The sequence below is a fragment of the Flavobacterium collinsii genome (assembly GCF_946903285.1).
Classification (GTDB): Bacteria; Bacteroidota; Bacteroidia; order Flavobacteriales; family Flavobacteriaceae; genus Flavobacterium; species Flavobacterium collinsii.
The window spans coordinates 4,372,328-4,388,194 of the sequence record NZ_OX336425.1; the positions used below are offsets into that span (position 1 = coordinate 4,372,328).

A 15,867-nucleotide genomic window follows, 5' to 3' on the forward strand; every position below is an offset into this window, starting at 1 on the left:
GCTCCTAATCCGGAAGGAAAAGTAGTTTCGCTTAAAGAAAGCTTAGGTAAAGTAACTATCGTTGATTTCTGGGCATCATGGTGCGGACCATGTAGAAAAGAAAACCCTAACGTTGTAGCTATTTACAAAGAACTACACGCTAAAGGTTTAAATATTATTGGAGTCTCATTAGACAAAGAAGCTGCTGCCTGGAAAGAAGCTATCGCAAAAGATGGATTAGTCTGGACACAAGTTTCAAATTTAAAATTTTGGGACGAACCAATTGCAAAGCAATACGGAGTAGAATCTATTCCGGCAACTTTTATACTTGATGCGTCAGGAAAAGTAGTTGCGCAGGACTTAAGAGGTCCTGAATTAAAAGCAAAAATAGTAGAGCTTTTAGCCAAATAATAGCAATACACAGAATAAACAAAAAAATCTCCCTAGTGGAGATTTTTTTGTTTTTACGCTACACCCAAAGGATTGAACCTTCATTCACAAAGGAAAATATTAAAGGGAAGAGATTAAGAAGGAATGCATAAAGAAAAATTACAGGTATCTGCTGCACAAACTCCTTTTTTTGACACCACAACCAGAATTTATATTTTTCAACGCTTAGATCCGGAAAAAATAATACTGATAAAGAAACTTAACCTGAAAACAGGAACAAGCTTATTTTTCTTAACAGATAGTAATTACTAAAGAATACCAAATAGATTTATTTCGTATTCTTTTCCTCGATACCTCAGGAAAAACGCCTGCTAAACACTTAATCGCTCTAAATGCAAGGCTAAAAGACCACAACAAAACAAAAGGAATAATCCTACTTTTAAAAATAAATCCAAAAAACATCAAAAAAAGGTATTTTTTATTTTATTCAATTCCAATGAATTAAAAAATAACTTTAAAATAACCTTAAATTAAGTGCATTTTTTGTTTGTAAACATGGAAAACGTTCCTATATTTGCAACCGCTTAGAATAACAAAGCGCAACAATACAAGCTTCGGGGAGATACTCAAGCGGCCAACGAGGGCAGACTGTAAATCTGCTGTGTGAACTTCGCAGGTTCGAATCCTGCTCTCCCCACAAAAAGGGTAAAAGAAGCAGAAAGGTCACTTTTTCAATCTTTTCAAAAACCCATAAAAAACGTGGTAAAACCTGCAAATCCTAGGATTCGCAGGTTTTTTGCATTTAAGGCAGTTTTCAAACTTTATAAAAATGCCCGAAATTTCTATGGCAGAATCGTGGCACTTTTGTCTGCCAAGAAAAACTGCCACAGAATTTGAACTAAACCCTTATATACAGAGGGGTTAAGGAGGTTAACGACTTGTTTTTTTGATGCTATAATTCTACATTTATTAATCTAAAACAGTTGAATTATGTTAGAGAGCAGCTTTGGGTTAGTTTTCTTTATGAAAATTACCAGCAATGACAGAAAAATTAGAACCGTCTACTTTAGAATTACAGTAGATGGTATTACAAAGGAAGCATCCACCAAACGAAAATGGGAACATTCCAGGTGGGATCAAAAAACAGAAAGGGCAGTCGGATCCAAAGAAGATGCAAAATCTTTAAACTTCTTTTTGGACTCACTTACTTTAAAAATTAATGAAATAAAAACAGAAATGATGTACAGCGGTATAGTCATAACCGCTGAAAAAATCATGGATCATGTTTTGGGCAAAGTACAACCAAGAGTCAAAGTGCTGGAAGAATTTCAAAAGCACAATGATGAAATGCGCGCGTTACTAGGCAAAGGATATGCACAAGGAACGCTTGATCGCTTTACTATTACGAAAAACCATTTAACAGCCTTTATTAAATTCAAATTTAATAAGAAAGACCTTGAATTTACAGATTTGAATCTCGAATTCATAAGGGACTTTGAGTTTTACCTTAGAACAGTCCGAAATTGCAGCAACAATACAACACTTAAATACATTGCCAATTTCAAAAAGATTGTCATTCGAGCAATCGATAAGGAAATAATCTTAAAAGACCCTTTTAAGAACTTTAAAGGACGTAAAACCAAAATGGTAAAAAAACCCCTTACGACGCAGGAGTTATATGAATTGGAAAGACATTATTTCACCACAGACAGACTCAATGTAGTGAGAGATGTATTTGTGTTCCAATGTTACACTGGACTGGCGTACATTGACGCTTATAAGTTGAGAAGGGCAGATATTAAAGACGGAATTGACGGTAACTTATGGATCATGTCTGAGAGACAGAAAACAAATTCGCCCACTAATGTCCCACTCCTACCTCAGGCACTTAAAATAATTGAGAAGTATAAAGATCACCCGATTTGTGTGCAACGTGGCACAGTGTTGCCAGTTTCTTCCAACCAGAAAATGAACGAGTATCTTAAAGAAATCGCAATTCTATGTGGTTTCCCTTTTACACTTAACACTCATATGGCACGCCGGACTTTTGGAAGTACAGTTACATTAAACAATAATGTCCCTATCAATGTTGTTAAAGAAATGCTTGGCCATTCGTCTGTCAAACAAACCGAAGCCTACGCTATAACAGAACAGGCAACAATTGGAAGAGAAATGTCATTACTTAAAAAAAAGTTAAACAAAGATGCTCCTAAGATATCCAAAACGGACATAGCTGTACTTAGCAGATTAGAAAAAGAAATACAAGCCATTAAAAAGAAATATAACATTTCTTCTTGATCTGTAATTTCAAAATGTTTTCAAACTGAAAAGAGGTTATCTCAAATATTTTGAGATAACCTCTTCTTGCATAGTTTTACTTCACTTTTATATCCTGGATGGTAAGACGGTGTGTATTTAATGTATCCTAAATCCTGAAGCTGTTTAAAGTATTTATGATAAGTCGGCAGCGTGTTCACATGCGACAACTGCATAATCTTGCTGCGACTGACTTTTATCCTCCTTCTCTCCCCTTGCCTATACCCCAATCCCAGTATCGCTGTCAAAATTGACAGATGCCAGACATTAAGCGTAGGATCATTAATGTACATTGACAAGTAACCCATAATCTGCTTTTCTTTTAATCCATTATTATTTTTCATCTTCAAAAAGTTTTTGAAGATCTTCTCGGTTATAATAATAGGATCCAAGAACCTTCTTAAAACGCACTTTTTGGGATATTCTAAGATTCTGGACTGAACCAGCAGAAATATCAAGCAATCTTCTGACCGCCTTGCTTTTAAGCCATTGAGAATCCACAGATTCATTCTGACTGCAATTCAATTGCATGAATATTTGTTGCATTTTATCCTGCAGAAGAAGCCCAAATTGTCTTAAATCTTCTTTTGTAATATTTTCATCCATAACAATCATCATTTAAATAAAATGCATATGCAACAATTTGGCACAACAAGAAAATATCTTTTCTTACCTTTTTGATTCATAATGAGATAACTCCATTTAATTAATTATCTTTCCAAAGGTAAGACTGATATTTGGAATTTTCATGGACATAATATGTCCATATTATAGACCATATTACTATTTAAAGAGTTAGTTTCCTTCTATAAAATAAATATTTTCAACCTCATCAACCAAAAATTCAACTGTTCCTGCATTATTGTAATTTACCTTAGTTGCAATACTAAGTGCATACTCGTATAATTTATCTTTTGTTTCTTGTTTTAAATTTGGCGCAGGGGCAATTTCAACTACTTTCTGAAATCTTCTCTGAACACTGCAATCACGTTCGAATAAATGAACAATGTTTCCATAATTATCCCCTAATAACTGAACTTCAATATGTTTTGGATTTTCAATGAATTTTTCAAGAAACAGGGTATCATCTCCAAAAGCTGTTTTTGCTTCTCTTTTTGCTTCATTAAACAAAGCTTTTAATTCGTAGTGTTGTCTTACTACACGCATACCACGCCCACCTCCACCAGCTGCTGCTTTTAGCATCAATGGATATCCGATACGATTTGCCTCTTCTTGAGCAATATCAAACGAAGTAAGGTTTATTTTACTATCTTCAATTAAAGGAACATTGGCTGCGAGTGCAATTTTTTTGGCAGCAACTTTATCGCCTAATTGCTCCATAACTTTAGGATCTGGTCCAATCCATAAAATCCCATTCTGAGCACATTTTACCGCAAATAGTACATTTTCGGATAAAAAACCATAACCTGGATGAATGGCATCTACCCCTTCGGCTTTGGCAACTTTAATGATTTCATCAATATCGAGATAAGGCTTTAAGGGATCTGTATCTTTGCCTATCTGATACGCCTCATCGGCTTTGTAGCGGTGCAGGGAATACCTATCTTCATAGGTATAAATAGCTACAGTTTTAATTTTTAATTCCGCGGCAGCGCGAAAAATACGTAGTGCAATCTCTCCTCTATTTGCAACTAGTAATTTAGAAATTGTTCTCATTTTAATAAATTAAGTTAAATATCCACAAAATAAAAATGTCTTATTTTGAACAACTTCTGAAGATAAAATCCCTTACTTTATATTGCTTAAAATTCAATTCTTCTCAGACTCCTTCCGATGGAATGAATAATAAATAAAGTAATTCTCTTAGTTCAGGTCATTCAATATAAAACCATTTTTTATAGCTTCAGGAATCCTTTCTTCCCGTATTTGGTGTTCAAATTCATAGTAATATGCGTTATAATTTATAGATAATAATCATCATTTATTCCTAATAAAAAACTGATTTATAAGGTGCAACAAATATATAAAAGTTCTTGAGTTGACCACATTCGAGCTGAAAAAGAAACAGTATCATTTAATTTTTTTGCATTCCTTTTCTGAAATGGACTTTTAGATTCCGATCGTTATTTAATTTTTTATTTAGTTTAGAATTTAATTCCGTTTATAGCGGATGATCTCCTATATCCACAAGTAAACTCAGCTTTTTTATTTAATCAAAAACTACAATTAATACCAATTAATAACTAAAAATATTACCATAAACATATTTTTTATGTTAATTTAATATCAATATTAAATAATATACGCCAATTTTATTTTCATAACAAACCTAATTTTGTACTGCTTCGATAAAACATGACATCGTGGATAAACCTACAATTTTATGCAATGAAAAAATTATACATCCTATCCTTGTTTGCTTTTTTTTCCTTTACACTAACCGCTCAAATAGAACAGCCAAGTACTATACCAATGGGTTGTAAGCCAGCAAGTATTCCTGTTCCAGTACCTATTAAATCAAAGCTACAAAGCAAATTAAAAGCTATAGCAGCCACAGGAATAACAGCTAATGTAGAAAGTATACATAGTGCTTTTGTAAACTGGCAATCTGGAGGTTTTACAAGCTTCTCTATCGGAACAGGTTCTGTTCCTAATGGTCCAAATTCGCAAAATATTCGCTGGGCTCAAGGTTTAAATACTACAGATAAGACGACTCAAGGCTATAGCTATGAAGAATTGCGTTTAACAGCTCTTGCCTTAGGAACTACATTCGCACAGGGACAAAATTTTTACTTTCACTTATTAAATGGTGGTACAGATACAGTGATTGGTCCGCTAAATTTTACATGGCTAAATTTGGGTACTGCGGGCAACACCGTAAATGTTGCTATCGAAACACAATTTGGTATTAATGGATTAGGCGGATTTGCTACTTGGCAAGCAACCAATATGATGGACTTTTATAATAAAGTTATTCCAATTATAGCACAAATATATGGTCCCTCTTCTCATTCTTACACCGTAAATGTTATCAATGATGGTAATGCTACTGGGAGTAATACATTTTATAATGGCCCCAACTGGATTTCGACTCAATATACTGCTGATGCTTTTGGCAAGATGACTCAACCACGCTTAATGGTGCATGAACTTTTGCATGCCTGGCGTGATAATGTATGTTTATCTTCGGATAATCTTTGGCATTATCAAAATACATTAAGTGGTTTTGAAGAAGGTATGGCAGAATCTGTTGCCCAGATTGTTATGGATAAATTTGCTGCTGCATACCCTAATTACTTTCCTGCAGGAACAGCTTACCTAAATAAGCATTGGGGGCATGAAGACGGATATGCCTTTGATTGGGATTATGATTTTCAGAACCACTCTCAACTTACTACTACCGATTTTTGGTCAAGTGACCAAGGTATTGGAGCACATTGGGAACGCTATGGTACAAGTTCAGCCGCTTTTTATAAAATGTATATTGAAGATTCTGATGTATTCAAAAAGTTCAATGCCGAATATTACAGAAGGATGAATGCTGACCATACCTTGGTAACATCGCGTACTTTACTCATAGACATTTTTAGTACAGTACTGCCTAAGGTTGAAGAAAAAGAAACGAATTTGTGGATAAACAAGCAACGAGTTTTAGATTGTAAAGTAGTACCTGGCAAAAAAGTGCACATGCTTAGTTTTCAAGGTGCCGATGGAGGGCGTGATATGGGGCATGACAATAGGATACATTTAATTGAAACTCAAAATTTGCCTGGAGGAAATGAATGGTCCTGGGATAAATTAGATGCTTCAGGAAATATAACCCAACGCTGGTTTCATCAGCTTAATAATTTATCAGGAAAAATTGATATAGTAAATTATACCACTGGAACAGTTAATAACACACTAAATTTCAGAAACAATGATGCTGGATATTACGGACCAAATCAAGGTCCTTGTTTGCCACCAACTTTAACTGGTACGCCATGTTTTCCCACAGGAATAGATGGTCATGGATTATATACTACTTCTGCAGATCCTGCAATTACTAATGGAGGAATTAACGATGGAAGTTGGTATAATGGCTTAGGACTTAATGCCGACAGAATTATTTATAAAATACAAACGACAGGTTTATACATTTATAATATTGAATTTCAATCTGGAGGAGCAGTTAAAGGCAAATACTACCGATTACATGGCAATGGATTCATTGGTAAAGATGGCTTATATGCAGGAGTACTCAATAATAATGATTCTCCCGTTTTAGGTAAAATGTATGTAGAGCAAAAAAATATTGCGAACCCAATAGCAGGTGAAGAAGCAGCTATTGCTATAAATAACGGAACTCTCATTGCCCCAAGAATATGGACTTCCGTTGCCGAAACTCAATCACAATTTAAAGCAGGAAGAACTGATACTCGATATTCTAAACCAGGAAAAGTACATGCTATATACGTTAATAGCGATTGCTCGAAACCCCAAAAAATAGGCTTTAGAAATATTACATACGGTAGTACTATTTCTGGTGTACAAATGTTTTTGTTTAATGTAGATGATTTTGAAGATATACTTTATACAGAATCCATGCCTGCCCTATTGTGCGAAGGATATCAAGCCGATTTTACCGTAGAAAATAATTTCCCGAAATATCTCGATACAGATTCCAGAGTTACTTATAAATGGAAAAATCCATTGGGGACTGTGGTTTCTACATCAAATAAATATACTATCCCTGCTGTGACACCTCATGACGCAGGTCTTTATACTTTAGAAATTAGTTCTTTTGGTTGCCTGATTACAAGAACCAAAAACCTAGTAGTAACTCCAAGTGTAGTTCTTGATCCTAATGTTGATACACCAATTTCTTTCTGTGCTAATAGCACTATCAATCTAAAAGTAAATGGAACTTTACCTACTGGTACTACTTATTCCTGGACAGGTCCTAATGGTTATTCTAATGCAACTCAAAATCCAAGTATTCCCAATGCACAAGCTATAAATGCAGGTACTTATGAAGTAACCTGCACTGTTAAGGATTGTGATGGTACTACAGACATTATTAAGAAAAAGCAAATACAAGTTGATGTAAATTCAATAATAAAACCTAAAATTTCATGTGGAGTATCATCACAAAATTCGCTATCATTTCTATGGGATGCGGTTTCGGGATCTACAGACTATACAGTATCATATCAAGTAAATACTAATCCAGTACAAAATATTGGAGCTATTGGCAATGTCTTGTTTTATGATATAACTGGATTACAACCATCCGATAATGTCGAAATATTTGTAACTCCTATAGGTGGTCCCGGTACCTGTTTTGAAGTTGAAAAACATAGTTGTCAGACCAGTTCTGCGCCAACTTGTTCCATTCCAGTAGCACAAGCTATTACGACAGCGATAATTACTTGCTCTAGTCCTTCAGTTACATTAAACGGTACAGGCTCAACAACTGGTACAGGTATCGATTATCAATGGACTACAACCGATGGCTCTATTATTAGCGGAGCAACAACATTAAATCCAATTGTTAATGCTGCAGGTTCTTATAAGTTAATTGTAACTAATACAGCTGGCGGAGGTTGTAATTCTCTTCCTGCAACGGTTAATGTTACAGGAGCATATTCATTACCAACAGTTCCAACATTAACGGGTCCAAATTCTATTTGCTTAGGATCCGATGCAATTTTTACAATTACAGGAACAGTTGGTGATAATGTGAGTTATACAGGAACAGTTTCTGGAACAGTTATAATAGGAAGCACAGGTTCATCATTAGTAACAGTTCCTTCAGCAAGTTCAAATATAACCTTAACTTTAACAAATAATACAGATGGTATCTGTAGTCAGGTTTTAACAGGAATAACCAAGACTATCAATATACAAGCAGCACCAAATGCAGGAACAAACGGAACTTTGACCTTATGTTCGGGAGCAACTCCTACCGCTTCGCAATTGTTTGCTCAACTGGGCGGAACACCAGATACTGGAGGTACGTGGACTAATGTTGGAAATATTTATACTTATACTGTAAATCCTACCTCACCTTGCAGCTTGGTCGCTACAGCTACTGTAACTATCAATACACAAGCAGCTCCAAATGCAGGAACAAACGGAACTTTGACTTTATGTTCGGGATCTATTCCTACAGCAACGCAATTGTTTGCTCAATTAGGCGGAACACCAGATACCGGAGGTACATGGACTAATGTTGGTAATATTTATACTTACACTGTAAATCCTACCTCACCTTGCAGCTTGGTCACTACAGCTACTGTAACCCTAAATACACAAGCAGCTCCGAATGCAGGAACAAACGGAATTTTGACTTTATGTTCGGGATCTACTCCTACAGTAGCGCAATTGTTTGCTCAACTGGGCGGAACGCCAGATACTGGAGGTACATGGACTAATGTTGGTAATATTTATACTTACACTGTAAATCCTACCTTTCCTTGCAGCCTTGTCGCTACAGCTACTGTAACCCTAAATACACAAGCAGCTCCGAATGCAGGAACAAACGGAACTTTGACTTCATGTTCGGGGTCTAGTTCGGGATCTACTCCTACAGCAGCACAATTATTTGCTCAACTAGGCGGAACACCAGATACTGGAGGTACATGGTCTAATGTCGGAAATATTTATACTTACACTGTAAATCCTACCTCTCCATGCAGCCTAGTTGCTACAGCTACTGTAACTCTAAATATACAAGCAACACCAAATGCAGGAACAAACGGAACTTTAACCTTATGTTCGGGAGCAACTCCTACCGCTGCTCAATTGTTTGCTCAATTAGGTGGAACACCAAATACTGGAGGTACATGGACTAATGTTGGGAATATTTATACTTACACTGTAAATCCTACCTCTCCTTGCAGCTTAGTCTCAACAGCTACTGTGATCTTAAATATACAAGCAGCTCCGAATGCAGGAAGAAACGGAACTTTAACCTTATGTTCGGGATCTACCCCTACAGCATCGCAATTGTTCGCTCAACTAGGCGGAACGCCAGATACTGGAGGTACGTGGACTAATGTTGGAAATATTTATACTTATACCATAAATCCTACTTCTCCTTGCAGCCTAGTTGCTACAGCTACAGTAACTCTAAATACACAGACAGTACCAAATGCAGGAACAAACGGAACTTTAACCTTATGTTCGGGATCTGCTCCTACAGCAGCGCAATTGTTCGCTCAACTAGGCGGAACGCCAGATACTGGAGGTACATGGACTAATGTTGGAAATATTTATACTTATACCATAAATCCTACTTCTCCTTGCAGCCTAGTTGCTACAGCTACAGTAACTCTAAATACACAGACAGTACCAAATGCAGGAACAAACGGAACTTTAACCTTATGTTCGGGATCTGCTCCTACAGCAGCGCAATTGTTTGCTCAATTAGGCGGAACACCTGATACAGGAGGTACATGGACTAATGTTGGAAATATTTATACTTATACTGTAAATGATGCTTCTTCTTGTAGCTTGGTTGCTACAGCTACAGTAACCCTAAATACACAATCAGCGCCGATTGCCAAAGCAGGTAGTCCGGTTGTAATTACTTGCGCTTCGCCAACTATTATGCTCAACGGAGCTGGCTCTGATGTTTTGGGTGTTACTTATTTATGGACTGGAGGAACTATCATTAGTGGTTCTAATACTTTAACCCCAGTTGTAAGTTCTAGTGGAGTATATACTTTAACGGTCACAAATAGTATTTTAGGATGTAGCTCTAATGATACAGTATTAGTAACACAAAATACAGACAGTCCAGATTTTTCCTTTTCTAAAACTGGAGTTAATCAATATACAATAGTTGCATCAGGAGGGATTACTCCTTATCAATATAGTATTAATAGTGCTAATAATTATACTTCTAATCCAATTTTCAAGATTGATTCCGCTGGAAATTATACCATTTACGTTAAAGATGACAAAGGTTGTGCCTCTACTGATACTGCATACTTAACATACGAAGGAATAGAGTTTCCAGAATTTTTCTCTCCAGACGGAAATGGAAATAATGATTATTGGTACCCTACAAGAATAGAAGATTATCCAAATTTAGAAGTTTTAATATTTGATAGATACCAGAGATTAATCATGACTTTTAAAGGGAATACAACAATGGGTTGGGATGGAACATATCAAGGAAAACCTTTGCCAACGGGAGACTATTGGTATGTTATTAAAACTAACAACGATAAAGATAGAAGAGAATTTATAGGCGGAATGACCTTATTTAGATAAAATGAAAAAAATATTATTATTACTTTTTATAATTACTATTCTTCCCACTTATGGGCAAGAATTACAACTCGCACCAACAAGTCAATATTTAGCAGATAATCCCTTTGTCATTGCTGGAGCCTACGCAGGTATCGGTGAATTCTATAAAATACGTCTTACAGGCGAGGCACAATGGTTGGGAGTAAAAGATGCGCCACAAACACAGTCATTATCTTTTGATGCCAGAATTGCAGACCGCTCAGGTATTGGAGCTATTTTTTTTAATGATAAAAATAGAAACACTTCTCAAAAAGGAGGACAGCTAACTTATGCACATCATATTACTATATCTGAGTTTAATAATCAGTATTTGTCATTTGGGCTATCTTATAAATTTACTAATTTTAATATAGATATATCCAACATTATCACATCTGATCCAAGTGTTCAGTCCTACAATGTGAATAATTCAAATTTTGATTTAAGCTTTTTATATCGCGTAGAAAATTTTTTCATCAGTTTTAATGCAGTGAATATTTTAAATAAAACTGTAAAACCTACAATCTTAAAAGAACCGATGAATATTAGAAACTATTATTTATATTCAGGATTTCTTTTAAAAAATAAATTTTCTTCTATAGAATATGAGCCTTCTATTCTTTATCAAATATATGAAAGTGATGGTCGGTCTAGCCTTGACCTTAATCTTAAAATCCGAAAAATGACAGGGGAAAATTATATTTGGGGAGGAATAAATCTACGTTTATTGGCAGATCAATCATTTAAGGCTAATTCACTTGCTCCTTTAATAGGATTTCGGCAAAATAAATTTTATGCTGCCTATTCATTTAATATTAGTTTAAATCAACTTCAAAATTATAATTCAGGAACCCACATGTTGACTATAGGGTTTGATTTAAAAAATAGACCAAGTAATTGTATGTGTGCAAATTGAACAGAATAACCCTACTGAACGAATTAACACTAATATACAAGTCAAAGTCCTTGTAAATATTTTCGACTTCCTTTAAAAAAGTCGTTTCATTAAACTTTTTTTTCTATTACCTTAACAATAATAAAATTATAACCTACAATCTATATAGTTAAAAATTTAACTTAAAATATTTTTTTCTGGCTCTGTCGCATCTGCGAGAATCAAATATAAGAATTGAAGTAATTTAAAAATTAGCTCACCAGTTTACAGAATGATTTAAACATAGATAATCCTGGCCTAACCATCTGATTCTTTCTCAGCATATGTACAACTTCAATTCCGCTCAATGTTCGTTTGGCCGATTCAAAACTTTTAAAACCTAGTCCATTTTGGATACGCCATTTTATAAAACGATGGTCCTGCTCGACAATATTGTTGAGATATTTACACTGCCGGATTTTAATCTTTGAGAACGAACGTTTGTTATAGACTTTGATCGCGGCAGTATTAGAACCGCTTTTATCGATGTTTATTACTCTTGGACTACAGTTATTACTAATTGCTTTAATTAGAAATGACTGGGCACTCATCCTCTGCCTTCTCTTAGTTAATAAGAAATCAACTGTATTACCAGACCTATCTACTGCTCTATATAAATAACACCAAATACCTTTTACTTTGATATAAGTCTCATCTAATCTCCAACTCGTCCCCACTCTGCCTTTTCTCTTCTTCATCTCTGCCTCAAGTGAAGGTGCAAACTTATATACACAACGCTGAATCGTTGCATGATCCACAATCCCCCCCCTAATCTTCATTATTTCCTCAACGTCACGATAGCTAAGTGTAAATCTTAATTTAAAATACACTGCCTGAAGGATTACATATTTTGGATAACAATGACCTTTAGTATTCATTTTTTATTAGTTTTGAAAAACAAAAGATAAAACTTAGTCATAGATGCGACAGAACCACTATTGTAACTCATAGATTTAATCACTTAGTTTGCACATATTCTTAAGATTTTCTAGTCCCGAAAATGTATTTTGTATGTATTTATAGCTTTAGGGGTTCTGTCGCATCTGTCAGAATAAAATATAAGACCTAAAGTAATTTAAAAGTTAAACTGCCAATTTACAGAATGATTTAAACATAGTTATCCCAGGTCTAACCATCTGATTCTTTCTTAGTATATGTACAACTTCAATTCCGCTCAATGTTCGTCTGGCCGATTCAAAACTTTTAAAGCCTAATCCGTTTTGTATGCGCCATTTGATAAAACGATGATCCTGTTCTACAATATTGTTGAGATGTTTACACTGTCGGATTTTAATCTTTGAGAACGAACGTTTATTATATACTTTGATCGCTGCAGTATTAGAACCGCTTTTATTAATGTTTATTACTCTTGGTCTACAGTTGTTACTAATTGCTTTAATTAGAAAAGACTGAGCGCCCATTCTCTGTGTTTTTCTGGTCAAAAGAAAGTCTACTGTATTGTCTAATTTATTTACTACTCTATATAAATAACACCAAATGTTTTTTACTTTGATATAGGTCTCATCTAATCTCCAGCTCCCTCCCACTCAACCTTTCCTCTTCTTCATCTCTGACTCAAGCAAAGGTGTGAACTTATAAACCCAACGCTGAATCGTAGCATGATTCACAAGCTCTCCTCTAATCTTCATTGTTTCTTCAACATCACGATAACTACTTGTAAATCTTAATTTGAAATATACTGCTTAAAGAATGATCTATTTTGGATAACAATTTTCTTTAATATTCATTTTTTGATCGCTTTAAAATTCTAAAGATAAAAGTTATTCCCAGATGCGACAGAACCAAAAGACGCAGCAGCAAGGACAGAATATTGGAGTAGACTTCAAATATGCTACAAAAATCTAAGGTACTTATTAAAGATAATCCATCGCTTTAAATTTTGTGGTAGAATCGTGGCACACTCCTTTTCACCAAAGCAAAAAACCAGCAATAATAAGGCCGAGCGAATTTGGGTTCGAATATATTAAACTTCATACTTTTTTAAACTGTTTAAATAATTGATTTTACTTCTTTTGCAATGCGTGATTATTAAGAATTAAAATTATTTAGAAGGTATCTCAAAATGATGTCTTTTTTTTGTTTTAGAAGTAAATATCATCAGACGCCTAGCATGTTGCAATATTGGACTCTTCCATATTACCCCACTACCTATTGAACAGCATATCGGTGTATTTAAACTTGAACTCCTTTCCCATGGTAACAGTTTCATATTCAAAAGTGCTTTACTTGCTTCAGATAATCCTGCTTCTTTGGCACGTTGTAAAGAATAATATAACTCCAATGGATTAGGATAAAAGGGAGTGATTTGTTGCATTCTTCCATAATCATTTCCTACCCAATTAAAAGCAGAATTTACCATTTCGAATATTTTATCTGCATTATGATTAGCTATTTGAGCTTCCTTAATAAGAGTTGCTACATTTATATTTACACAAATATCAATTGGGTTATTCATTCGCTTTCTATCTAGCCATGTTGGATATACGCCAACTCTAAACCACTCCATTCCTGGGACTTTTTGGCTTAATTGATAGGGTTTAAGAACGTTATTTATTTGATGTTTTAATTGATTTCTATTCCAATATCCGTTATAAAATAGAGCAAGAGAACATAGGGCCGTATCATCAGTATCAGGAGGTAAAAATTCTTTAATCCATTTTGGTTGTAAATTAACGGGATAGAATCCAAACATACCAGAATTCTTAGGATTTTCACAACTTAATAGATAATCAATACCTCTTTTACATGCATTATAAACTTGTGAATTGGTATTAAAATCACTCAATATACTAGTAACCAAAGCTGTCGTAAATGAATTTTCATCGACAAAATTTTCATCTGTAAGACTTGCAATTGAGGGAAAAGCGCCGCTAGGTAATTGCGAACTTAAAATAAATTCAATTAATTGTTTTTCATTCATTTATGCTTTAATATATTGTTAGAATTTAAATTTTGATTGGAGCGAGCCCAATCCATGCTGCAGGTTTACTTTTAGGCGGCATAACCAATCCAAAGATTCCATGGTGTGAAACATACCCGCGAGATCCTTTAAGTGATTGACTCATATCAGAATATGCATTAAGGTTCCAACTGTACTTTTCTCCCAATGACAATATGCCATCTCTTACCCATCCATCGGGACCAAATAGTGTATTTGCAAAAGTGTAGAGGCTAAAAGTATATTCAGAGTTAGTTTCTTTTGAATAACTAAAACCCCAGACAGCTCCAGGTAACTCATGTTTTATAGGCAATGATTGTGTATCAGATAGGATGATTAATAATTCCGAAGCTCTTTCTGATGCATTGATACGGGATAATAATGTAGCAATTTCTAAAGAATGTAAATTTTCAATTCTATAATACACCTCATAAGTACCTTTTTTTAAGTCTATACCAAATATAGTAGGCCTTGCATTACGGTCAGAAACATTTAGAACAGCTTTACTTCCCAAAATTTCTTCAGCAATTGCATCTGCTTCTATTGCTGCTTCTGGAGGAACTTCAATGTATAATTTAAAAGAATCATCGGTATCACTATGTCTAACTCCTATTTGTGCACCATAGGTTAATGTTCCATTTTTCTGAAGCTTTGATATGCGAGTAAAATAGTCGCTTTTTGGTAAGAACACATTTAATTTCGACAATAATGAAATGGAATATTCCAGACTATCAATAAGTGGTAATGTTAGTGGTGCCGGGCATATTGTATATCTTAAGCCGGGCATTGTAAGAGAAAAAGCGGGTTCAAAAGGGCTTCCTGTCATAGTTAATGCACTACTTGATAATGCATTTTTATTAGGTGAACTTAATAATTCTTCTAATAATATAGGTAGTAGCTCCCTAGCTCTTTTTGTTGCTTTTGGATATTCACCTTCCCAAACATTAAGAATTTGTTCATAATGCTGTGGAATATTAATTGTTTTTGTCATATAAAATAAATTAATAGTAAAAGCGAGCTACTGTGTGAGATATTTTGGTGTAAACGG

General features: G+C 34.7%; 9 protein-coding genes, 1 tRNA gene and 2 pseudogenes. 5 read left to right on the forward strand and 7 right to left on the reverse strand.

The features are described 5' to 3' along the window. Positions 1-3: 3 nt before the first annotated feature. The 3 genes and pseudogenes from OGZ34_RS17855 to OGZ34_RS17865 all read left to right on the forward strand — a co-directional run. Positions 4-390, forward strand: a pseudogene (locus OGZ34_RS17855) (peroxiredoxin family protein); the annotation flags it as partial. A 595-nt stretch (positions 391-985) separates the two neighbouring features. After that, positions 986-1,066: transfer RNA gene (locus OGZ34_RS17860), tRNA-Tyr, on the forward strand. Between the two features lie 293 nt (positions 1,067-1,359). Then, on the forward strand, positions 1,360-2,667 hold the full coding sequence (locus OGZ34_RS17865) for a site-specific integrase (RefSeq protein ID WP_263361155.1): 1,308 nt from the start codon (positions 1,360-1,362) through the stop codon (positions 2,665-2,667). Positions 2,668-2,708: 41 nt separating this feature from the next. Here the strand turns inward: OGZ34_RS17865 and OGZ34_RS17870 are convergent, their stop codons facing one another. The 3 genes and pseudogenes from OGZ34_RS17870 to OGZ34_RS17880 form a co-directional block, all read right to left on the reverse strand. Beyond that, on the reverse strand, positions 2,709-3,029 hold the full coding sequence (locus OGZ34_RS17870; RefSeq protein ID WP_263361156.1) for a hypothetical protein: 321 nt from the start codon (positions 3,027-3,029) through the stop codon (positions 2,709-2,711). After that, positions 3,019-3,291, reverse strand: a complete 273-nt coding sequence (locus tag OGZ34_RS17875; protein WP_263361157.1) for a DNA-binding protein — start codon at positions 3,289-3,291, stop codon at positions 3,019-3,021. Before OGZ34_RS17875 ends, OGZ34_RS17870 begins: the two co-directional genes overlap by 11 nt. A 192-nt stretch (positions 3,292-3,483) precedes the next feature. Beyond that, positions 3,484-4,362: pseudogene (locus OGZ34_RS17880) on the reverse strand (ATP-binding protein); the annotation flags it as partial. Positions 4,363-5,034: 672 nt separating this feature from the next. Between OGZ34_RS17880 and OGZ34_RS17885 the strand changes: the two are divergent. Together OGZ34_RS17885 and OGZ34_RS17890 are read left to right on the forward strand one after the other, a co-directional pair. After that, complete coding sequence (locus OGZ34_RS17885) at positions 5,035-10,908, forward strand: T9SS type B sorting domain-containing protein (protein ID WP_263361158.1); 5,874 nt, start codon at positions 5,035-5,037, stop codon at positions 10,906-10,908. A 1-nt stretch (position 10,909) separates the two neighbouring features. Next, positions 10,910-11,842, forward strand: a complete 933-nt coding sequence (locus OGZ34_RS17890; RefSeq protein ID WP_263361159.1) for a PorP/SprF family type IX secretion system membrane protein — start codon at positions 10,910-10,912, stop codon at positions 11,840-11,842. A 230-nt stretch (positions 11,843-12,072) separates the two neighbouring features. Here the strand turns inward: OGZ34_RS17890 and OGZ34_RS17895 are convergent, their stop codons facing one another. The 4 genes from OGZ34_RS17895 to OGZ34_RS17905 form a co-directional block, all read right to left on the reverse strand. Then, the gene (locus OGZ34_RS17895) at positions 12,073-12,738 is read right to left on the reverse strand and encodes an IS6 family transposase (RefSeq protein WP_263361160.1); all 666 of its coding nucleotides are present in this window, start codon (positions 12,736-12,738) and stop codon (positions 12,073-12,075) included. A 204-nt stretch (positions 12,739-12,942) separates the two neighbouring features. Continuing rightward, on the reverse strand, positions 12,943-13,407 hold the full coding sequence (locus OGZ34_RS22440; RefSeq protein WP_396192302.1) for an IS6 family transposase: 465 nt from the start codon (positions 13,405-13,407) through the stop codon (positions 12,943-12,945). A 515-nt stretch (positions 13,408-13,922) separates the two neighbouring features. Beyond that, positions 13,923-14,801 (reverse strand): prenyltransferase/squalene oxidase repeat-containing protein, encoded by an 879-nt coding sequence (locus OGZ34_RS17900; RefSeq protein WP_263361161.1) that lies wholly within the window; start codon positions 14,799-14,801, stop codon positions 13,923-13,925. 25 nt (positions 14,802-14,826) lie between these two features. After that, a complete protein-coding gene (locus tag OGZ34_RS17905) occupies positions 14,827-15,810 on the reverse strand; it encodes a hypothetical protein (protein WP_263361162.1) in 984 nt (327 codons plus the stop codon). Positions 15,811-15,867: the final 57 nt, after the last annotated feature.